The organism is Cupriavidus sp. 94F1 (assembly GCF_057798875.1).
Genome location: NZ_JBYOJT010000002.1, coordinates 537240 through 558347, shown reverse-complemented (window position 1 = coordinate 558347; position 21108 = coordinate 537240). Strand labels below are relative to the sequence as shown.

General features: G+C 65.3%; 17 protein-coding genes and 1 riboswitch. Of the genes, 13 read left to right on the top strand and 4 right to left on the bottom strand.

All coding sequences use genetic code 11. From position 1 onward, the window contains the following. Positions 1 to 15 precede the first annotated feature (15 nt). The 5 genes from xdhC to AC3FJ6_RS06635 all read left to right on the top strand — a co-directional run bounded on the left by xdhC (position 16) and on the right by AC3FJ6_RS06635 (position 5807). The gene (gene xdhC / locus AC3FJ6_RS06655) at positions 16 to 1020 is read left to right on the top strand and encodes a xanthine dehydrogenase accessory protein XdhC (protein ID WP_488771206.1); all 1005 of its coding nucleotides are present in this window, start codon (positions 16 to 18) and stop codon (positions 1018 to 1020) included. 43 nt (positions 1021 to 1063) lie between these two features. Continuing rightward, positions 1064 to 2128, top strand: coding sequence for an adenosine deaminase (locus AC3FJ6_RS06650; RefSeq protein WP_400391574.1), 1065 nt, complete (start codon positions 1064 to 1066; stop codon positions 2126 to 2128). A gap of 84 nt (positions 2129 to 2212) precedes the next feature. After that, on the top strand, positions 2213 to 3556 hold the full coding sequence (guaD, locus tag AC3FJ6_RS06645) for a guanine deaminase (protein ID WP_488771204.1): 1344 nt from the start codon (positions 2213 to 2215) through the stop codon (positions 3554 to 3556). A 174-nt stretch (positions 3557 to 3730) separates the two neighbouring features. Then, positions 3731 to 4912 carry a fatty acid desaturase gene (locus AC3FJ6_RS06640; RefSeq protein ID WP_488771203.1) on the top strand — a complete coding sequence of 394 codons (1182 nt, stop codon included), beginning with the start codon at positions 3731 to 3733 and terminating at the stop codon, positions 4910 to 4912. Between the two features lie 67 nt (positions 4913 to 4979). Then, a riboswitch (yybP-ykoY riboswitch) is annotated at positions 4980 to 5201 on the top strand. A 30-nt stretch (positions 5202 to 5231) separates the two neighbouring features. Next, positions 5232 to 5807 (top strand): TMEM165/GDT1 family protein, encoded by a 576-nt coding sequence (locus AC3FJ6_RS06635; protein WP_153947560.1) that lies wholly within the window; start codon positions 5232 to 5234, stop codon positions 5805 to 5807. 122 nt (positions 5808 to 5929) lie between these two features. On the opposite strand, the gene AC3FJ6_RS06630 is transcribed toward AC3FJ6_RS06635, so the two are convergent. Together AC3FJ6_RS06630 and uraH are read right to left on the bottom strand one after the other, a co-directional pair. Continuing rightward, a complete protein-coding gene (locus tag AC3FJ6_RS06630; RefSeq protein ID WP_153947559.1) occupies positions 5930 to 7141 on the bottom strand; it encodes a urate hydroxylase PuuD in 1212 nt (403 codons plus the stop codon). A 31-nt stretch (positions 7142 to 7172) separates the two neighbouring features. Beyond that, a complete protein-coding gene (gene uraH, locus AC3FJ6_RS06625; RefSeq protein ID WP_153947558.1) occupies positions 7173 to 7526 on the bottom strand; it encodes a hydroxyisourate hydrolase in 354 nt (117 codons plus the stop codon). 346 nt (positions 7527 to 7872) lie between these two features. Here uraH and AC3FJ6_RS06620 point away from each other — a divergent pair, with 346 nt between their 5' ends. The 6 genes from AC3FJ6_RS06620 to AC3FJ6_RS06595 all read left to right on the top strand — a co-directional run bounded on the left by AC3FJ6_RS06620 (position 7873) and on the right by AC3FJ6_RS06595 (position 13681). Next, positions 7873 to 8616, top strand: a complete 744-nt coding sequence (locus AC3FJ6_RS06620; protein WP_153947557.1) for a GntR family transcriptional regulator — start codon at positions 7873 to 7875, stop codon at positions 8614 to 8616. A gap of 208 nt (positions 8617 to 8824) precedes the next feature. Then, on the top strand, positions 8825 to 10231 hold the full coding sequence (locus tag AC3FJ6_RS06615; RefSeq protein ID WP_488771201.1) for a nucleobase:cation symporter-2 family protein: 1407 nt from the start codon (positions 8825 to 8827) through the stop codon (positions 10229 to 10231). Between the two features lie 219 nt (positions 10232 to 10450). After that, positions 10451 to 11395 (top strand): allantoinase PuuE, encoded by a 945-nt coding sequence (gene puuE, locus AC3FJ6_RS06610; RefSeq protein ID WP_488771200.1) that lies wholly within the window; start codon positions 10451 to 10453, stop codon positions 11393 to 11395. After that, on the top strand, positions 11392 to 11913 hold the full coding sequence (uraD, locus tag AC3FJ6_RS06605; protein ID WP_488771198.1) for a 2-oxo-4-hydroxy-4-carboxy-5-ureidoimidazoline decarboxylase: 522 nt from the start codon (positions 11392 to 11394) through the stop codon (positions 11911 to 11913). Before puuE ends, uraD begins: the two co-directional genes overlap by 4 nt. 204 nt (positions 11914 to 12117) lie before the next feature. Then, positions 12118 to 13194 (top strand): porin, encoded by a 1077-nt coding sequence (locus AC3FJ6_RS06600; RefSeq protein WP_488771197.1) that lies wholly within the window; start codon positions 12118 to 12120, stop codon positions 13192 to 13194. Between the two features lie 241 nt (positions 13195 to 13435). Then, positions 13436 to 13681 (top strand): hypothetical protein, encoded by a 246-nt coding sequence (locus AC3FJ6_RS06595; RefSeq protein ID WP_029051014.1) that lies wholly within the window; start codon positions 13436 to 13438, stop codon positions 13679 to 13681. 172 nt (positions 13682 to 13853) lie between these two features. Here AC3FJ6_RS06595 and AC3FJ6_RS06590 read toward each other — a convergent pair whose 3' ends face one another. After that, positions 13854 to 16175 (bottom strand): NADP-dependent malic enzyme, encoded by a 2322-nt coding sequence (locus AC3FJ6_RS06590; RefSeq protein WP_400395114.1) that lies wholly within the window; start codon positions 16173 to 16175, stop codon positions 13854 to 13856. Positions 16176 to 16385: 210 nt separating this feature from the next. Further along, positions 16386 to 17057 carry a DUF4136 domain-containing protein gene (locus AC3FJ6_RS06585; RefSeq protein WP_488771196.1) on the bottom strand — a complete coding sequence of 224 codons (672 nt, stop codon included), beginning with the start codon at positions 17055 to 17057 and terminating at the stop codon, positions 16386 to 16388. 182 nt (positions 17058 to 17239) lie between these two features. On the opposite strand from AC3FJ6_RS06585, the gene pepN reads away from it, so the two are divergent. Next, the gene (pepN, locus tag AC3FJ6_RS06580; protein ID WP_488771195.1) at positions 17240 to 19933 is read left to right on the top strand and encodes an aminopeptidase N; all 2694 of its coding nucleotides are present in this window, start codon (positions 17240 to 17242) and stop codon (positions 19931 to 19933) included. Between the two features lie 88 nt (positions 19934 to 20021). Then, positions 20022 to 21038, top strand: coding sequence for a class 1 fructose-bisphosphatase (locus AC3FJ6_RS06575; protein WP_400395670.1), 1017 nt, complete (start codon positions 20022 to 20024; stop codon positions 21036 to 21038). Positions 21039 to 21108: the final 70 nt, after the last annotated feature.

Genomic DNA, 21108 nt, shown 5'->3' with positions numbered 1-21108 from the left:
GCAAGAGAGACCACCATGCAGGACGCCCCGCTCAAACCGTTCCGCTTCGCCGATGCCGCCCGCTGGGTGCGCGCCGGCGTGCCCGTGGCGATGGTCACCATCGTCGACGTCAAGGGTTCCGCGCCGCGCGAGCCCGGCATCCGCATGCTGGTCACGGCCACCGACCTGGTGGGCACCATCGGCGGCGGCCATCTGGAATGGCGCGGCATGGATATCGCGCGGGCGATGCTGGCCAACCGTCATGTGCGCGGCAATCCCCATCGTCGTATCGAGCGCATTCCGCTGGGCCCGGCCCTGGGCCAGTGCTGCGGCGGCGTGGTGAAGCTGGCCTTCGAGGTACTGGGCGAAGCCGACCTGGCGTGGCTCGATGCCGTCGAGACCGTGTTCCGGGCCGGTCGGGCGTTGCAACGCACGGTGCCGCCGGACGGCGCGATCACGGTCGAAGCCAGCCGCGCGATGCTGCATACCGCTGTGCTGCACGCAGACGGTACGTGGACCGACACGCTGGTGCCGGACGACATGCACGTGGTGCTGTTCGGCGCCGGGCACGTGGGCCACGCGCTGGTCAAGGTGCTGTCGACGCTGCCGTGCCGCGTGCACTGGGTGGACGAACGCGACACGCTGTTCCCGGGCGGACTGCCCGACAGCGTGGAGGCCGAGGCCACCGATACGCCCGAGTCCGTGGTCGACCAGGCGCCGCCCGGCGCGTACTTCATCGTCATGACGCACAGCCACGCGCTGGACCAGCAGCTTTGCGAGCGGATCTTCCGGCGCACCGATTTTGCCTATTTCGGCCTGATCGGATCGAAGACCAAGCGCGCCAGGTTCGAGCACCGTATGGTGGAACACGGCGTGGACCCGGCGCGCCTGCCGGAAATGACGTGTCCGATGGGGGTGGCGGGCATCACCGACAAGGCTCCGGCTATGATTGCGGTTGCCATCGTCGCCCAGCTGTTGCAGGTTCGCGAGCAGCGCATCGCCGCGCTGCGTGCCAACCGGCTGGAGGCGGTGCTTCCGTAACAGCACAGCCGTGATCCGGCTGTCAGCATAGAAAAGAGGCCCCATGACCATCGATGCCGCGCTGGCGGACAAGATCCGCCGTACCCCCAAGGCCGAACTGCACGTGCATATCGAAGGCACGCTCGAACCCGAGCTGATCTTCCGGCTGGCCCAGCGCAACCACGTCAAGCTGGCCTACGCCGACGTGGAGGCGCTGCGCGCGGCCTACGCGTTCACCGACCTGCAATCGTTCCTGGACATCTACTACGCCGGCGCCAGCGTGCTGCTGACCGAGGAAGATTTCTTCGACATGACGATGGACTACGTCAAGCGCGCCGTGGCCGACAACGTGCGCCATGCCGAGATCTTCTTCGATCCGCAGACCCATACCGAGCGCGGCGTGCCGATCGGCACCGTGATCGACGGCATTTCCGACGCACTGGCGCAGGCCCGCACCGAATACGATTTTTCCAGCAGCCTGATCCTGTGCTTCCTGCGCCACCTTTCGGAGGAAGACGCGTTTGCCACGCTGGAGGCCGCACTGCCCTACCGCGACCGCTTTGTCGGCGTGGGCCTGGATTCGTCCGAACGCGGCAACCCGCCCGAGAAGTTCGCGCGCGTGTTCGCCAAGGCGAAGACGCTGGGCCTGCACCTGGTGGCGCACGCCGGCGAAGAAGGCCCGGCCCAGTACGTGACCGACGCGCTGGACATCCTCAAGGTCGAGCGCATCGACCATGGCGTGCGTGCCATCGACGATGCCGCGCTGGTAGCGCGGCTGGCGCGCGAACGCATTGCGCTGACCGTGTGCCCGCTGTCGAACCAGAAGCTGAAGGTGTATCCGGACCTGCGCGACCATTCGCTCAAGCAGCTGCTCGATGCCGGCGTGGCCGTGACGCTGCACTCGGACGATCCGGCCTACTTTGGCGGCTACATGAACGCCAACTGGGAAGCCACGTTCGACGCGCTGCCGCTGGATGCGGCCGACGCCCACAAGCTGGCGCGCAACAGTTTTGAAGCGGCCTTCCTGCCTGCCGTGCAGAAGGCCGAATTCCTGGCGGAGGTCGACCATTTCTGGTCGGCCGCGCCCATGACCCCGCCCGCGACGGCCCACGTGACTTCCACGAGCTAAAGCGGGCGCATACCCAGAACGCCGGATGCCGCGCCCGCTGCCAGCCAGGCACGGGCGGGGCGCCGGCCGCCCCGAGACAAGACGATGACGACGACTTCCCCCGCCTCCGGCACCCATGGTGCCGTCACCCGCGCCATCCGCGGCCGCATCCTTCATTTCCTGCGCGACCCGCAGTTTCATGACGATGCCTATCAGTATTGGGAAGACGGCCTGCTGATCGTGACGGCCGGCCACGTTGCCGCCGCCGGATCGTACGACAGCCTGGCGGGCGAGATTCCCGCCGGTGCCGAGGTGATCGACCATCGCGGCAAGCTGATCGTGCCGGGCTTCATCGACACGCACATCCACTATCCGCAGACCGACATCATCGCGTCGCCGTCGCCGGGCCTGCTGCACTGGCTCGACACCTACACGTTCCCCGAGGAACGCCGCTTCAGCGACGCCGCCTATGCGCGCGGCGTGGCCGACTTCTTCACCGACGAACTGCTGCGCAACGGCACCACCACGGCCATGGTCTGGAGCACCGTGCACGCCGCCTCGGCCGACGGCCTGTTCGCGGCCAGCCAGGCGCGCAACATGCGCATGATCACGGGCAAGGTGCTGATGGATCGCAACTGCCCCGACTTCCTGCGCGACACCGCCGAGTCCGGCGCGCGCGAATCGGCCGACCTGATCTCGAAGTGGCACGGCAAGGACCGCCTGGCCTATGCCATCACGCCGCGCTTTGCGCCGACATCGACCGAAGCGCAACTGGCCGCCTGCGGCGAACTGGCCCGCGCCCACGACGACGTGTTTATCCAGACGCACGTGGCCGAGAACCGCGACGAGGTGAAATGGGTGGGCGAGCTGTTTCCCGACGCCCGCAGCTACCTGGACGTCTACGACCGCTACAACCTGCTGCGTCCGGGTGCGTTCTACGGCCACGCAATCTACCTGGACCCCGAGGACCGCCGCCGGCTGGCCGACAGCGGCGCGGCCGTGGCGCACTGCCCCACGTCGAACCTGTTCCTGGGCAGCGGGTTCTATGACTTCCACCAGTCCGACGCCAACCGCCTGAACGTGACGCTGGCCACCGACGTGGGCGGCGGCACGTCGTTCTCGATGTTCCGCACGATGAACGCGGCCCACAAGGTGGCCCGCATGGGCGGCTATCACCTGACCGCGCTGCGCATGTTCTACCTGGCCACGCGCGCCGCCGCCGAGGCGCTGGGCTGGCAGGACCGTATCGGCAGCTTCGAGCCGGGCTGCGAGGCGGACTTCGTGGTGCTGGACCCCGAGGCCACGCCGCTGATCGCGCGCCGCAGCCATCGCTCTGCATCGCTGGAGGAGCAACTGTTCGCGTTTGCGATGCTGGGCGACGACCGCGTGATCGACAGCGTCTACATCATGGGCGAGCAGGCTACGGCCGATGCGCCACTGGCAGCCTGACGACGGCTCGCCACTTCGACAAGGGGCTTTTCGGTCGCATGCGAACGAAAAGCCCCTTTTAGAGGTCTTGTATTGACTGGAATCAACACAACCGTCATCAAACCCTTCTAGCCTGTCGCATCCGTGCGCCCTCGAAGACTGGGCGCCACCGCATTCCGACTCGCTGGACCATCGATGACTGCCCGATCCGACACCATTTCCCCTGCCGATGCCCAAGACATCGGCACGGCGGCCGCACCCGGCCCCTCCCGACAGACCCGCCCTTCCGGCGACGTTCCCCTGCCGGAACCGATCGCCTTCGAGGCACCATTTCCCAATCGCAAGACCATCCGCGGCTGGCTGATCCCGCTGGGCCGGCGCAGCACGTCGCGCGCGCTGTGCCTGTTCGCGTTCGACTACGCGCTGTTCGCGGCCGTGCTGGCCGGCGTGGTGCTGCTGTCGGCATGGTGGGCCAAGGTGGGCCTGGGCGTGCTGGCCGGCCTGATCATCGCGCGGCTGTTCATCATCGGCCACGATGCCTGCCACCAGAGCCTGACGGACCATCGCGGCCTGAACAAATGGCTGGGCCGGCTGACCTTCCTGCCGTCGCTGACGCCATACAGCCTGTGGGAAGTGGGCCATAACGTCGTGCATCACGGCTACACGAACCTGAAGGGCTTCGACTTCGTCTGGGCGCCCTACTCGCTCGAGGAATTCCGCGCGCTGCCGCGCCGTCGCCGCGTGATGGAACGCATCTACCGCAACGGCTTCGGCGCCGGGCTGTACTACCTGATCGAAATCTGGTGGTTCAAGCTGTTCTTCCCGAGCAAGCGCCAGATGGCCACGCGCCGGGCGGTCTTCATGTGGGACTGCGCGCTCGTCGCGGCCTTCGGCGCGCTGTGGATCGGCGCGCTGGCGTGGCTGGCCATTGCCACGGACCAGTCCGTGCTGCTGATGATCGGCACCGGCTTCGTGCTGCCCTTCCTGGTCTGGAACACCACGGTCGGCTTCGTGCTCTATGTCCACCACACGCATACGAGCGTGGCTTGGTACGACACCAAGCCGATGTGGGCCAAGGCCCAGCCGTTCGTGTCGACCACCGTGCATCTGCGCTTCGGCATGGGGATTGGCGCGGCACTGCATCACATCATGGAGCACACGGCACACCACGTGGACATGAGCGTGCCGCTGTACCAGCTCAAGCGCGCCCAGGCGCTGCTGGAGCACGCGCTGCCGGGACGCATCATCATCGAGAACTTCTCGTGGCGCTGGTACTTCCAGACCGCGCGGCGCTGCAAGCTCTATGACTTCAAGGCACTGTGCTGGACCGATTTCCGCGGTCGGCAGACCAGCGAGAACAGCCCGGTCCCGACCTGAGAATCATTCGCAAAGTATCGTAAAAACGCCAGATTGATGGACATCATCCTTCGGTCTGGCTACAATGCGGGCTTCCATTGGGGAGTAGCCGCCCTGATCTCACCGCGCCGCGCAATGCGGCACCCGGAAGACAGGGGCGTACGTCAACAGACTTGACCAAATGCCGACATGGCAGGCGGTTATGGCGTGCGCAGCCAAGGACCTTGTGTCCGACGCCTGGCGAGACCGATGACCATACCTTTCTGGCCGGGCCGGGAAAGGTGTGTGTCATTGGCATCTCGCGAGATGCGTTTGCGGCCCGGTTCATGCACCAATAAAAATGGAATCGTTCCTCGTCTCCACAGGTATCGTCGCGCTCGCCGAAATGGGTGACAAGACGCAGCTGCTGTCGCTCGTGCTGGCCGCACGGTATCGCAAGCCCCTTCCCATCATTCTCGGCATCCTGATCGCCACGCTGGTCAACCACGGCTTTGCCGGCGCGCTGGGCGGCTGGATCACCGGCATGCTGGGCGCCAACCTGCTGCGCTGGATCCTTGGCCTTGGCTTTATTGCGATGGCAGGCTGGATGCTGATTCCGGACAAGCTCGACGACGCCGAGGAAGCCAAGCCGGTCAAGGGCGCGCTGGGCATCCTGGGCACGACGATCGTGGCGTTCTTCTTCGCCGAGATGGGCGACAAGACGCAGATCGCCACGGTGGCCCTGGCGGCGCGCTTCCATGGTGAAGTGCTGGCTGTGGTGGCGGGCACGACGTTCGGCATGATGCTGGCCAACGCGCCGGCCGTGCTGCTGGGCGACCGCTTTGCCAACAAGATGCCAATCGCGCTGGTGCACAAGATTGCCGCGGCGATCTTCCTGGTGCTGGGCCTGCTGGCGCTGTTCAACGTGGGCGGCTGACCCACATCGGCAGCAGACATAAAAAAACGGGGCCGAAGCCCCGCTCAAACCCTCGCCGGTCCGGTACAGCCGGCTGCCGACTGCGCAGCCTCCGGACCGTCGATCACCGATGCCCGGTCAAATCAGTTGGTCGTCTTGGCGCCGCCCTCGAACCACTGGCCCAGCAGCGCGCGTTCGTCGTCCGTAATCTGGGTCACGTTGCCCAGCGGCATGGCCTTCTGCTGCACGGCCTGCTGGTAGATCAGCTGGGCGTGCGACTTGATACCGTCGACGCTGTCGAGCTTGATACCCTTGGCGGCCGTCGGCATCATCTTCGGCTGCTCGGCGTGGCACTGCACGCAGCGCGTGTTCATGATTTCCTGAACCTTCACGAAGCTCACGGCCGTGGCAGCGGCGTCGCCGTCGGCGCCCTTCGCCACTTGCTGGCGCGGCTGCGGGGCGATCAGGAATGCCACCAGGCCCAGGCACGCCACACCGGCCGTCGGCCACGCGAAGTTGATCTTGCCCTTGTGCTTCAGGATGAAGAACTGACGGATCAGTACACCGGCCAGCATGACCAGGATCAGCACCAGCCAGTTGTTCTTGGCCGCATACGTCATGCTGTAGTGGTTCGACAGCATCGCGAACAGCACCGGCAGCGTGAAGTAGGTGTTGTGCACGCTGCGCTGCTTGCCGCGCTTGCCGTGGATCGGGTCCACCGGCTGGCCGGCCTTCAGTGCCGCCACCACCTTGCGCTGGCCCGGGATGATCCAGAACAGCACGTTCGCGCTCATGATCGTGGCGATCATCGCGCCGGTCAGCAGGAATGCCGCGCGGCCCGAGAAGATATGGCAGGCCGCGAAGGCTGCCACGGCCACATACACCGCCACCAGAATGCCCACGGTCCGGTCGCTCTTGCCGAAGATGCGGCAGATCGCGTCGTAGACCACCCAGCCGACGATCAGGTACGTCACCGCAAAGCCGACGGCTGCGCCAGGCGACATGTCGTAGACGTTCTTGTCGATCAGGAACGTGCTGGCGTTGAACAGGTACAGCACCACCAGCAGCGCAAAGCCGCTCATCCACGTGGAATACGACTCCCAGTAGAACCAGTGCAGGTTCTCGGGCAGCGACTTGGGCGCGGTCAGGTACTTCTGCGGATTGTAGAAGCCGCCACCGTGCACGGCCCACAGCTCGCCGTCCACGCCCTTGTCCTTCAGGCCGGCATCGGTGGGGCGCGTCAGGCTGTTATCGAGCCAGACGAAGTAGAACGACGAACCGATCCAGGCGATCGCCGTGATGACGTGCAGCCAGCGCAACAGCAGATTGGCCCAGTCGAGAATGTAGCCTTCCATGACTTGTCTCCTTGTTCCCGTCCGCCTTGACTCAGCTGCCGCGGTAGGTCGAATACGACCACGGCGACACCAGCAGGGGCACGTGGTAGTGCGCGTTCGTGTCGGCAATGCCGAAACGCAGCGTCACCACATCAAGGAATGCCGGCTCGGGCAGCTTCACGCCCTGGGCACGGAAGTAGGCGCCAGCGCCGAAATCGAGTTCGTAGACCCCGGGCTGCAGGTCGGCGCCTTCCAGCAGGGGCTGGTCGGCACGGCCGTCGTGGTTGGTCTGGATCGACTTCAGGGTCTCGCGACGATTGTCGACAATTTTATGCAGGGTAACCGACATGCCGGCACCGGGCGTACCGGCGGCAGTGTCGAGAACGTGAGTGGTCAAGCGTCCCATCCTGTTCTTCCTTTGGAGTGTGGGTTGTGAGGGGCGCCGCTGCCTTCACTAGCACCATTTGTGGGAAATGGTGCCCGCTCGGTACGTGTTTCAACGCATCCCGGCGCTGGATTGGTGCGAGGCGACAATGCGCCCGCCCTATCCTGATGACAACTCGGTAAATACCCGTAGTTGTCGAAAACCTGAGTTGGTTTTGTTGACAATGGTGCTTGCATATCCAAATAATTGTCAACAATTTTTAGATCGGCGAAGCCAAATGATCGATATCAAGACCCTTGATGTTGATGCCTGCACGGCTCGCTACGATCGCTGACCATCGCCTGTCCCGCTTCCACGAGTGCCCAGCATGTCCAAGAATCTCAAGCTGATTGCCGCCGCCGACGCCCTGCCCGCGTCCACCGATAACAAGCCCGCCCGCAAGGGGTCGGTGGAAGAGCGCATGTATCACGAGATCTACGACGCGATCATGGAGCACCGGCTGCCGCCCCGGACGAAGCTGACCGAGCATTCGCTTTGCGAAATCTATGCCACCGCACGTCACACGGTGCGCAAGGTGCTGTCGCGCCTGGCCGCCGACGGCATGGTCGATCTGGAGCCGAATCGCGGCGCGTTCATCGCCAGCCCGTCCACCGACGAGGCCCATGACATGTTCGAACTGCGCCAGATGCTGGAGCGCGCGGTGCTGGAAAAGCTGGCCGCCATGCCGAACGTGCGCACCGTGATCGCTCCGCTGCGCAAGATGGTCAACGACGAGCGCCAGGCCTTCCTGACCCACGAGCGTCCCACCTGGATCCGCCTGTCCGCCGAATTCCACACCGCACTGGCCGACCTTTCCGGCAACGAACTGCTGGTGACGATGATGCGCCGGCTGGTGTCGCGCACCACGCTGATGATTGCCAGCGTCGAAGCCCCCGGCCACAACGCCTGCTCGTTCGACGAGCACGACGACATTCTCGACGCACTGGAACAGGGCGATGCCGCACTGGCCCAGTCGCGCATGGCGCACCACCTTGGCGCCTGCGCGGACCGCGTACAGCCGGACGAACCCGGCAACTTCGATCTTCGCACCGTGCTGGGCCGCTCCACCTAGCACGATGTTCCCGCCGCCGGGCAACAGAGACCCCCTGTTGCCGATGCCATCCCGCCGGTTTTCCGTCGCTGATCAAGCCCGCCAGAGGCGCGACTGAAACCGGACAAGAACCGCCAACAAACGCCCTCGACAAAAGGCGACGACAAGGCGGTCAAGGGTGGAACCCGGCGTGCGTTCCCATCGAAACCAAAGGAGAGGAGACACACCCATGAATTCCGCAAGCACCACGGTCCCCACGGATCTGACAAACGAGCGGCTGCCCTCCGGGCGGTTGCTGGCGCTGGGCCTGCAGCACGTGCTGGTGATGTATGCCGGCACGGTTGCCGTCCCGCTGATCGTTGGCGGGGCGCTCAAGCTCCCGAAGGACCAGCTGGCCTTCCTGATCAACGCCGACCTCTTCGCGGCCGGCCTGGCCACGCTGATCCAGGCCATCGGCTTCTGGAAGTTCGGTATCCGCATGCCGGTGATGATGGGCGTCACGTTTGCGTCGGTAGCGCCGATGATCGCCATCGGCAACGATCCCAACGTCGGCCTGCTGGGCATCTACGGCGCGGTGATCGCTTCCGGGGTGTTCGGCATACTGATTGCGCCCATGATGGGGCGCATGCTCGGACTCTTCCCACCCGTGGTCACGGGCACGGTGATCACCCTGATCGGCGTGTCGCTGATGCGCGTGGGCATCAACTGGGCGGGGGGCGGCCAGCCCACCACGCGCGCGGTGATCGACGGCGTGGTCAAGGACGTGCCGAACCTGGCGTATGGCGACCTGGGCAACCTGGCCATCGCCGGCCTGACGCTGCTGGTCATCCTGGCGCTCACCCGCTATGGCCGTGGTCTGGTGGCCAACTGCGCCGTGCTGCTCGGCATCATCATCGGCACCTTCGTGTCCATGGCGTTCGGCAAGGTATCGTTCGACGGGCTCCATGACGCCAGCTTCGTGGCCGTCATCACGCCGCTGCACTTCGGCATGCCGACGTTCCAGCTGACCGCCGTGCTGTCGATGTGCATCGTCATGCTGATCACGCTGGTGGAATCGACCGGCATGTTCCTGGCCTTGTCCGACATCACCGGCCGCAAGCTGAGCACGAAGGACCTGACGGCCGGCCTGCGCGCCGACGGCCTGGGCACGGTGATCGGCGGGGTGTTCAACACGTTCCCGTACACGTCGTTCTCGCAGAACGTGGGCCTGGTCACGGTGACCGGCGTGCGCTCGCGCTACGTGGCGGCGGCCGGCGGCCTGATCCTGATCGCGTTCGGCCTGTTCCCGAAGATGGCGCACGTGGTGGCCTCGGTGCCGCAGTTCGTGCTGGGCGGCGCCGGCATCGTGATGTTCGGCATGGTGGCGGCCACCGGCATCCGCATCCTGGGCGGGTGCGATTTCAACCGCAACCGCCACAACCTGTTCATCGTGGCGATCTCGATCGGCTTCGGCATGATCCCGACCCTGTCGCCCACGCTGTTCCAGTACCTGCCCAAGTGGACCGACCCGTTCACGCACAGCGGCATCGTGCTGGGCACCATCGTGGCGGTGGCGCTGAACCTGTTCTTCAACGGCATCCAGTCGGCCGAGGAAGCCATGCGCAACGCCGCCGCGAACAGCCACGGCACGGAGTAACGCCACACGCCAACGACGAACAATCGACGCTGACAATCGGACTCGACAATTGCGCACGGACAATCCACGGCACGTTGCGCACGGTTGTCAAGTCTTTCGCCGGAAATCTGGCACGCGCTTTGCGTAAGCCAGTGCGCTCCAGGTTCCGGCCAGGCCCTCGCCCGAACAGCGGGTCGGGGGCAGCAGTTTGGATTTCTCTCCTGAAGCAGACACAACGAGATGACACACGATAACTATCCACGCGATCTCATCGGCTATGGCGCCCAGCCACCGCACGCCCGCTGGCCGGGCGGTGCGCGTATCGCGCTGCAGTTCGTGCTCAATTACGAAGAAGGCGGCGAGAACTGCGTGCTGCACGGCGACGCCGCGTCGGAGCAGTTCCTGTCCGAGATCGTCGGTGCCGCGGCTTACCCCGCGCGGCACATGAGCATGGAAGGCATCTACGAGTATGGTTCGCGCGCCGGCGTCTGGCGCATCCTGCGCGAGTTCGAGCAACGCAAGCTGCCGCTGACCATCTTTGGCGTGTCGATGGCCCTGCAGCGCCATCCCGAACTGACGCGCGCCTTCGTGGAACTGGGCCACGAGATCGCCTGCCACGGCTGGCGCTGGATCCACTACCAGAACATCGACGAGGCTACCGAGCGCGAGCACATGCGCATCGGCATGCAGATCATCAAGGAACTGACCGGCGACATGCCGCTGGGCTGGTACACCGGCCGCGACAGTCCCAACACGCGCAAGCTGGTGGTCGAACACGGCGGCCTGCTGTACGACGCCGACTATTACGGCGACGACCTGCCCTTCTGGACCGAGGTGGAAGTCACCGGGGGCGAGAAGAAGCCACACCTGGTGGTGCCGTACACCCTCGACTCCAACGACATGCGCTTTGCCACGCCGCAGGGCTTCAACACGGGCGAGCAGTTCTTCCAGTACCTGAAGGACGCGTTCGACGTGCTGTACGCCGAAGGCGATCCGCGCGGGCTCGATCAGCCGAAGATGCTGTCGGTGGGCATGCACTGCCGCCTGCTGGGGCGCCCGGGACGCTTCCGCGCACTGCAGCGGTTCCTGGACTACGTGCAGTCGCACGACAAGGTATGGATCTGCCGGCGCGTGGACATCGCGCGCCACTGGATCGACACCCACCCGTACCGGAGCCAGGCATGAGCCAGAACCCCTACACCATCACCCAGCTGAATGCGATGCCCGAAGCCGAGTTCGTCCAGGTACTCGGCGGCATCTACGAACACTCGCCGTGGTTTGCCGAAGCGGCCGCGAAGCAGCGCCCGTTTGCCAACGCGGCCGAACTGGCTGCCGCGCTGCGCGGCGCCGTTGACGCGGCGGGCCAGGAAGCCCAGATCAAGCTGGTGCGCGCCCACCCGGAGCTGGCCGGCCGCGCCGCCGTCCGGGGCGAGCTGACCGCCGAATCCACGCGCGAACAGGCCGGAGCCGGCCTGGACCAGTGCACGGCCGAGGAATTCCAGCGCCTGCAGGACCTGAACGCGGCCTACAACCGCAAGTTCGGCTTCCCGTTCATCCTGGCCGTGCGCGGCTACGACCGGCACGGGATCATCGACGCTTTTGCAAGACGTATCGAAAACGAGCCGGCGGTGGAGTTGCAAACATGCATCAACCAGATTCATCGCATTGCGCAGTTCCGCCTGAACGACTTAGTATCCGCCTGAAAAAAATCCACGGCAGTCAAGAGAGAGAAATTCAGGAACGTTCAGCGACGCAGCATCGCTGTAAAAAAGGACCCGGCCGCGCCGGTGCCAACTGCCACTGGCAGATACCGTGCGCGGCCGAGGGACAAAGCAGAAGAAGACCCCGCCAGGGTCCCGGCACACAAGAAAACGTTCTGAGCAGCATCACAACCACGGAGGTCTTACATGACGAAGCAGTACAAGCCGGCTCTCAAGCTGGCGGCAATCGCGGCCACCCTTTTCTCCGGCGCAGCCATGGCCCAGTCCAGCGTGACGCTGTACGGCATGGCCGACGCTTTTGTCGGAGGTGTCAAGGCACCGGGCTCGGGCGACCGTGCCTACGTTGTCAATTCTGGTGGCATGCAAACCTCGTACTGGGGCATCAAGGGTACCGAGGACCTGGGCATGGGCACGAAGGCCATCTTCGACCTGAACGGCTTTTTCCGCCCGGACACCGGCAGCACGGGCCGCTTCACCGGCGACTCGATGTTCAGCCGCAACGCGTTCGTCGGCCTGACGAACGACAAGTACGGCACGCTGAAGCTGGGCCGCAACACGACGCCGTACTTCGTGTCGACGATCCTGTTCAACCCGCTGGTGGACTCGTACACCTTCAGCCCGATGATCTTCCATACGTACTTCGGTACGCCGGGCACGGGCCTGTACGATCCGGGCATCATCGGTGACTCGGGCTGGAACAACTCGCTGGTCTACTCGACGCCGACCTTCGGCGGCCTGACCGCCAACCTGATCTACGGCATGGGCGAGTCGGCTGGCAGCAACAGCAAGAACAAGTGGGGCGGCAACCTGACCTACTTCTCGGGCAACTTCGCCGCCACGGTGGCGTTCCAGCAGGTCAAGTTCGACGTGGCACCGTTCGACCCGCAGAACCCGGCGCTGGCCAACCTCGACAAGCAGTCGGCCGTCCAGGCTGGCGTGACGTACGACTTCAAGTTCGTGAAGGCGTACCTGCAAGGCCAGTACATCAAGACGAACTTCACGACCAGCACCACGGGCGACATCAAGCACATCGACGGCCAGGCCGGTGTGTCGGTGCCGGTCGGCGCGGGTAACGTGCTGGCGTCGTACACGTTCGGCCGCGTGCTGAACGAAGTGACCAGCATCAAGCGCAATACGTTAGGCGTGGCCTACGACTACAACCTGTCGAAGCGCACCGACGTGTACGCCGCGTACTACTACGACAAGGTCACGGGCGTAGAGCACGGCGACACCTTCGGCGTCGGCGTTCGCCACCGCTTCTGATCACGGCAGTCGGCTACACCCGCAGCACTGAAGCCTGCCCGCGCGGCAGGCTTTTTTCTTGCGCGCGGCAGTCACCGTTGCGCCACAATGCTGCGCCGCAGCGCGATCTTGCGCCAATGCAGCAGGATCGGAAGCCATTGCTCCATAGGGCGATTCAATTGGCGGCGCCCCCCTGTTCTACCTAGATTGGTCTTCCGGACTGTGTGCCGGACCACGTAAACCAGGACGAGTGAGGTGACGCATGCGGCGCTATGTGAAATCCCGATCGGAACTGATGGCCATCCTGAGCCAGTGCCTGGACAACAACCCGGAATGCGGCGAGGTGGAGTTGCATGCGATGCGCGTGCATTCGCCGGACCACACAGGTTGCAACTGGAGTGCTGAGGTCGATTTTCGCCAGGACACCTTCGACGATTTGGCACAGCAGATGGCCGCGGCCCGTTCGATCATCGTGGTGATGCGGGAGCAGTACAACGTGCTGCAATAGCCAAGGTCTTGGCTGGGCACACGCCACCCGTGCGTACTGACCCGCCGACGCGCTGACACCCCGGCAGACGTGCCAGCGCACCGACAAAAAACCGGGCCGCGAGAATCTCTCGCGGCCCGGTTTCCTTTTGCGACCATCAGATCTGCAAAACTCTCAGATCGGGTGCAGGTGCTTAGCGGATCGCGCCAGCCTCCGCAACGGCCACGGCCGTCATGTTGACGATGCGGCGGGTGGTGGCCTGCGGATTCAGGATGTGAACCGGCTTGGCGGCGCCCAGCAGGATCGGGCCCACCGTCACGCCCTGGCCGCCCGTCATCTTGAGCAGGTTGAACGCGATGTTGGCCGAATCCAGCGTCGGCATGACCAGCAGGTTGGCGCTGCCGGCCAGCTTGGTGCCCGGCAGGAAGTGGCGGCGCACGTCTTCATCGAGGGCGGCGTCGCCCTGCATTTCGCCTTCCACTTCGAGTTCCGGTGCCACGCGGGCCAGGATCTCCGCCGCTTCGCGCATCTTGCGCGCCGACGGACGGTTCGACGAACCGAACATCGAGTGCGACATCATGGCCACCTTCGGATGCAGCCCGAAGCGGCCGATTTCCTTGGCCGCCAGTTGCGCGATCGCGGCCAGTTCCTCGGCGCTCGGATCATCGTTGACGAACGTGTCGGTGATGAACAGCGTATGTTTTTCCAGCATCAGCGCGTTCATCGCGGCAAAGACCTTGGCGTCCGGCGCCAGGCCGATCACGTCACGCACGTGTTCGAGATGAGCCTCGAAGCGGCCGACCGTGCCGCACAGCAGCGCGTCGGCATCGCCCATGTGCATCAGCATCGTGCCGATCAGCGTGTTGGAGCGGCGCAGCGCCACCTTGGCCATGTCCGGCGTCACGCCATCACGGCCACGCAGCGCGTGGTATTCCTCGTGATAGGCGCGGTAGCGCGGATCGTCTTCCGGGTTGATCAGTTCGAAGTCCGCACCGGCGCGCAGGCGCAGGCCGGCCTTTTCGATGCGCATCTGGATCACGTGCGGGCGGCCGATCAGGATCGGACGGGCCAGGCCTTCGTCCACCACACCCTGCACGGCGCGCAGCACGCGCTCTTCCTCGCCTTCGGCGTAGGCCACGCGCTTCGGCGCGGCCTTGGCGGCCGAGAACACCGGCTTCATGATCAGGCCGGTGTGGTAGACGTAGCTCGACAGCTGCTGGCGGTAGGCTTCCAGGTCCTTGATCGGACGCGTGGCCACGCCCGACTCTTCCGCAGCCTTGGCCACGGCCGGCGCGATCTTCTCGATCAGGCGCTGGTCGAACGGCGTCGGGATGATGTAGTCGGGGCCGAACTTCAGTTCGCGGCCGCCGTAGGCCGCGGCAACGGCATCGTTCAGTTCGGCTTCGGCCAGCTCGGCGATGGCCTTCACGCACGCCAGCTTCATTTCCTCCGTGATCTTCGTGGCGCCGCAATCGAGCGCGCCACGGAAGATGTACGGGAAGCACAGCACGTTGTTCACCTGGTTCGGATAGTCCGAACGGCCGGTGGCGATGATGCAGTCCGGACGGGCGGCCTTGGCCACTTCCGGGCGGATTTCCGGTTCCGGGTTGGCCAGCGCCAGGATGATCGGCTTGTCGGCCATGGTCTTGACCATGTCGCCGGTCAGCACGCCCGCGGTGGAGCAGCCCAGGAAGACGTCGGCATGCTTGACGATGTCGGCCAGCGTGCGGTCCGCCGTGTCCTGCGCGTAACGGGCCTTGTTGGCTTCCATGTTCGCGTCGCGGCCCTGGAAGATCACGCCCTTCGAGTCGACCACATACACGTTCTCGCGCTTCACGCCCAGGCTGACCATCGTGTCCAGGCAGGCAATGGCTGCAGCGCCCGCGCCCGACACGGCCACCTTGACCTTGCCGATTTCCTTGCCCACCACCTTCAGGCCGTTCAGCAGTGCCGCGGCCGAGATGATGGCGGTGCCGTGCTGGTCGTCATGGAAGACGGGGATGTTCATGCGCTCGCGCAGCTTCTTCTCGATGTAGAAGCACTCGGGCGCCTTGATGTCTTCGAGGTTCACGCCGCCCAGCGTGGGTTCCAGCGCGGCGACGATCTCGACGATCTTGTCCGGGTCGCGCGCATCGAGTTCGATGTCGAACACGTCGATGCCGGCGAACTTCTTGAACAGGCAGCCCTTGCCTTCCATCACCGGCTTGCCGGCCAGCGGACCGATGTCGCCCAGGCCCAGCACCGCCGTCCCGTTGGTGATCACCGCCACCAGGTTGGCGCGCGAGGTGTACTCGGCGGCCATCGCGGGGTCCTTGTGGATCTCTTCACAGGCGTAGGCCACGCCCGGCGAATAGGCCAGCGACAGGTCGCGCTGGTTCGACAGCGCCTTGGTGGCCGTTACCTGGATCTTGCCCTTGGTCGGGCTGCGGTGGTATTCCAGCGCGGCCAGACGCAGTTGCGCTTCGGGGCTGTTCGGGGCGTGTTGCGGTGCATCACCGCTGGTCTTGCTGCTCATTCTGCTTGTCCGGGAAGAGAAGGCGAAAAAAATCGAGCAGCCATTCTATGCCCACCCATCCCCTGCCGGAAGGGCTTTGCCTGGGTCCGGACAGTGTTTTTACGGCGCAGCGTCGAAAAAACTCCTTTTACTTCACGGTAGCCAGTGCGATTCGTCCACCCGCGAAACAAGCCGGTGGACGAATGTCGACGAATGCATGCCGGTTTTTCGCTACTTCTGGTCCTTCTGGACTTCCAGCGTGATGCGCCGCGGTCGTCCGCTTTCGCCCGGGAAATCAGTGAACGCGCTGCGGATCATGTAGGGCATCACGGCCGCCAGGTCGCCGCCCTCGGTGGTATTGCGCGCCGTCACCTGGTAGACCCGCTTGCCGCTGGCGGCATCCTTGAAGAAGACCCGCAGGTTCGAGAACGTCACCGGCACATCGCGCACCACGGTCTGCGGCGGCCAGTAGCCCGGGCCCCAGCCATACGGGCCCCACGGGCGATACCCGCCGTACGGCCCCCAGTACGGGCCCCACGGGCCATACCAGGGATCGGGATAGACGGTTTCCGCCACCCGCACGAAGCCGGGCGCGGCGTCATAGTCCATCGTCACCAGGTACCGGGCCTGTCTGGGGGGCGCCTGCTCGAAGCCGACGCCGGACAGGGCCTGGGACAGCCACAGTTCGTAAGTCTGGCGATCGAGCTGCGCATCCTGCTGCGGTGCGTGGTCGAATGCGTAGGTACGCGGCGCGTCATTGGTCCAGGCCGCGTCGCGGAACGCGGTCACCTCGGTGGTGACGGTACTGGCGCAACCGGCCAGCCATAGCGCGGCGAGCGCCGCCAGCACCCCCAGGCCCCCCCGCCCACGCCGTTTTCCCCATGAAACCGCTGCTTGCCACATCGTCACACCTCGTTATTCTTGATTCGGTCACGTTTCCTCAGACACGATCGGGGCAGCCGAATTCCCACGCCGGCACCAACGCGACGCAGGCCTGAAACCGCTTGGCTACAATGGGGGCTTCAGGGCCGGTTGTCACCGTTCACGGCCCGCCGCCCCCGGTCACCCGAAGACAGGATCTCCCCATGCTGCGTACCGACACGCCCGTTACCGTCTATCGCAAGGACTATACTCCGCCCGCGTTTGCCATCGATCATGTCGATCTGGTGCTCGACCTCGACCCGCAGCGCACCCTCGTCACCAGCACGCTGAAGCTGCAGCGCACCGGCGCCGCCGATGCCCCGCTGGTACTCAGCGGCGAAGCACTGGAACTGATCGGTATCACCCTGGACGGCCAGCCGCTTGCCACCTACCACGCCGAAGCCGACACGCTCACGCTGACCGGCCTGCCGGCGCAGGGCACGCTGCAGATCACGGTGGCCTGCAACCCGGCCGCCAACACCACGCTATCGGGACTCTACGTCTCCAATGGCAATTTCTTTACGCAGTGCGAAGCCGAAGGGTTCCGCCGCATCACGTATTTCCTTGATCGCCCGGACGTGATGACCACGTACCGCGTGACGCTGCGCGCCGACCGCGCCGCCTGCCCGGTGCTGCTGTCCAACGGCAACCTGCTGTCGCAGGCCGACCTGCCGGACGGCCGCCACGAAGCCGTCTGGGAAGACCCGTTCCGCAAGCCGTCCTATCTGTTTGCGCTGGTGGCGGGCAAGCTCGAACGCATCGAAGAGAAGATCGTGTCGGCGTCGGGCAAGGAGAAGCTGCTGCAGGTCTGGGTGGAGCCCCAGGACCTGGACAAGACGCGCCACGCCATGGATTCGCTGATCCATTCGATCCGCTGGGACGAGCGCCGCTTTGGCCTGGAACTGGATCTCGACCGTTTCATGATCGTCGCCGTCAGCGACTTCAACATGGGCGCGATGGAGAACAAGGGTCTGAACATCTTCAACACGAAGTACGTGCTGGCCAATGCGCAGACCGCCACCGACGTGGATTTCGCCAATATCGAATCGGTGGTGGCGCACGAATACTTCCACAACTGGACCGGCAACCGCGTGACCTGCCGCGACTGGTTCCAGCTGTCGCTCAAGGAAGGCCTGACCGTGTTCCGCGACCAGGAGTTCTCGGCCGACATGATGGGCTCGGAATCGGGCCGCGCGGTCAAGCGTATCGAGGACGTGCGCGTGCTGCGCCAGGTGCAGTTCCCCGAGGATGCCGGCCCGATGGCCCATCCGGTGCGTCCCGACAGCTACGAGGAAATCAACAACTTCTACACGGTCACGGTCTATGAGAAAGGCGCCGAGGTCGTGCGCATGTATCAGACCCTGCTGGGTCGCGACGGCTTCCGCCGCGGCATGGACCTGTACTTCCAGCGCCATGACGGCCAGGCCGTGACCTGCGACGACTTCCGCGCCGCCATGGCCGACGCCAACGGCCGCGACCTCACGCAGTTCGGCCTCTGGTACAGCCAGGCCGGCACACCGGTGGTGACCGCCCGGACGCAATGGGATGGCGCCGCCGGCACGCTGGCGCTGACGCTGACGCAGAGCTGCCCGAAGGTGGGCATCGAAACCAAGGCCGGCACGCCGGACAAGCAGCCGTTTCACATCCCGTTCGCACTGGGCCTGATCGACGCCCAGGGCAACGACCTGCCGCTGCAGCTCGACGGCGAAACCCAGGCGGCCGGCACCACGCGCGTGCTCGATTTCACCCAGGCCGAGCAGACCTTCCGCTTCGTCGGCCTGCCCAAGGGCGCCAGGCCCCCGCTGCCGTCGCTGCTGCGCAATTTTTCGGCCCCGGTGATCGTCGACTACGAATATTCCGATGCCGAGTTGACCTTCCTGCTGGCGCACGACAGTGACGCGTTCAACCGCTGGGAAGCCGGCCAGCGCCTGGCCACGCGCGCCCTGCTGCAACTGGTGGGCGACGTGCAGGCCCAGCGCGAACTGAAGCTGGATCCGGCGCTGGTGGCGGCCTTCCGGACCGTGCTGACCGATGGATCGCTGAACCCCGCATTCCGCGAGCAAGCCCTGATGCTGCCGGCCGAAGCCTATCTGGCCGAGCGCATGGGCGTGGCCGATCCGGCCGCGATCCATCGCGCCCGCCTGTTCATGCGCGAAGGCCTGGCCCGCGCGCTCAAGGCCGAATGGCTGGCTGCGTACCAGGCCAATGCCACGCCAGGCGACTACAGCCCCGATGCCGCGTCCATGGCCAAGCGGGCACTGCGCAACCTGGCGCTGGGCTACCTGGCCGACAGCGGCGACGCCGACATGCAGGCGCTGGCCGACCGGCACTACCAGCAGAGCGACAACATGACCGACCGCTTTGCCGCGCTCTCGGCGCTGGTCAACAGCTTCGCGCCGGGCCGCGAGCACGCCCTGGCCGATTTCTACGAGCGGTTCGAGGACGACGCGCTGGTCATCGACAAGTGGTTCTCGCTGCAGGGCATGCAGCGCGGCGAGGTGGGCCCGCACGCCGGCAAGCGCACGATCGACACGGTGCGTGCGCTGATGGAGCATCCGGCCTTCAACCTGCGCAACCCGAACCGGGCACGGTCGCTGATCTTCAGCTTCTGCTCGGGCAATCCGGCCCAGTTCCATGCCGCCGATGGCTCGGGCTACGCGTTCTGGGCCGACCAGGTGCTGGCGCTCGACGCGATCAACCCGCAGGTGGCCGCTCGGCTGGCGCGGGTGATGGACCGCTGGCAAAAGTACGAGATCCCGCTGCGCGACCGCATGCGCGCGGCGCTGGAACGGGTGGCGGCGGCGCCCACGCTGTCGCGCGACGTGCGCGAGATCGTCGGCAAGGCGCTGGCAAGCTGATGTGCCTGCGAAGGCGCTCGACGGGCCGAAAACGGCCTGTTCGCAGCGCCGGCCCTGTAGAATGGCGGCCATCCAAGGAGAACCCACCATGACACGCATCAGCCTCACCCGCTATCTGGTCGAGGAGCAGCGCAAGCACAACACGATCCAGCCGGAACTCCGGCTGCTGATCGAGGTGGTTGCGCGCGCCTGCAAGGCCATTTCCAACGCCGTCAGCAAGGGCGCCCTCGCCGGCGTGCTGGGCTCGGCCGGCACCGGCAACGTCCAGGGCGAAACGCAGCAGAAGCTCGACGTGATCGCCAACGAAGTGCTGCTGGACGCCAACGAATGGGGCGGCCACCTGGCGGCCATGGCATCCGAGGAAATGGATTCGTTCTACGAGATCCCGAACCGCTACCCGAAGGGCGAATACCTGCTGCTGTTCGATCCGCTAGACGGCTCGTCGAACATTGACGTGAATGTGTCGATCGGCACGATCTTCTCGGTGCTGCACATGCACAAGCCGGGCGAGACCGTCACCGAGAGCGATTTCATGCAGCCCGGCACCCACCAGGTGGCGGCCGGCTATGCCGTGTACGGCCCGCAGACCACGCTGGTGCTGACCGTGGGCAACGGCGTGCACATGTTCACGCTCGACCGCGAGGCCGGCAGCTTCGTGCTGACGCAATCGGACGTGAAGATCCCGGAAGACACCAAGGAATTCGCGATCAACATGTCCAACATGCGCCACTGGGCACCGCCGGTGCGCCAGTACATCGACGAATGCCTGGCCGGCGAGGATGGCCCGCGCGGCAAGAACTTCAACATGCGCTGGATCGCGTCGATGGTGGCCGATGTGCACCGCATCCTGACGCGCGGCGGCATCTTCATGTATCCGTGGGACAAGCGCGAGCCCGAGAAGCCGGGCAAGCTGCGCCTGATGTACGAAGCCAACCCGATGGCGTTCCTGGTCGAGCAGGCCGGCGGCGCGGCCACCAACGGCCACGAGCGCATCCTGGACGTGACGCCGACCAAGCTGCACCAGCGCGTTTCGGTAATCCTGGGCTCGAAGAACGAAGTGGAGCGCGTGACGCGCTACCACCAGGAAGCGGCCAGCAAGGCCTGATCCGCCGCATCGCGGCGGAAACTTCCACGCAAACTGGGCGCCCCGGCGCCCTGTTTGTCTTTTGCTTTTC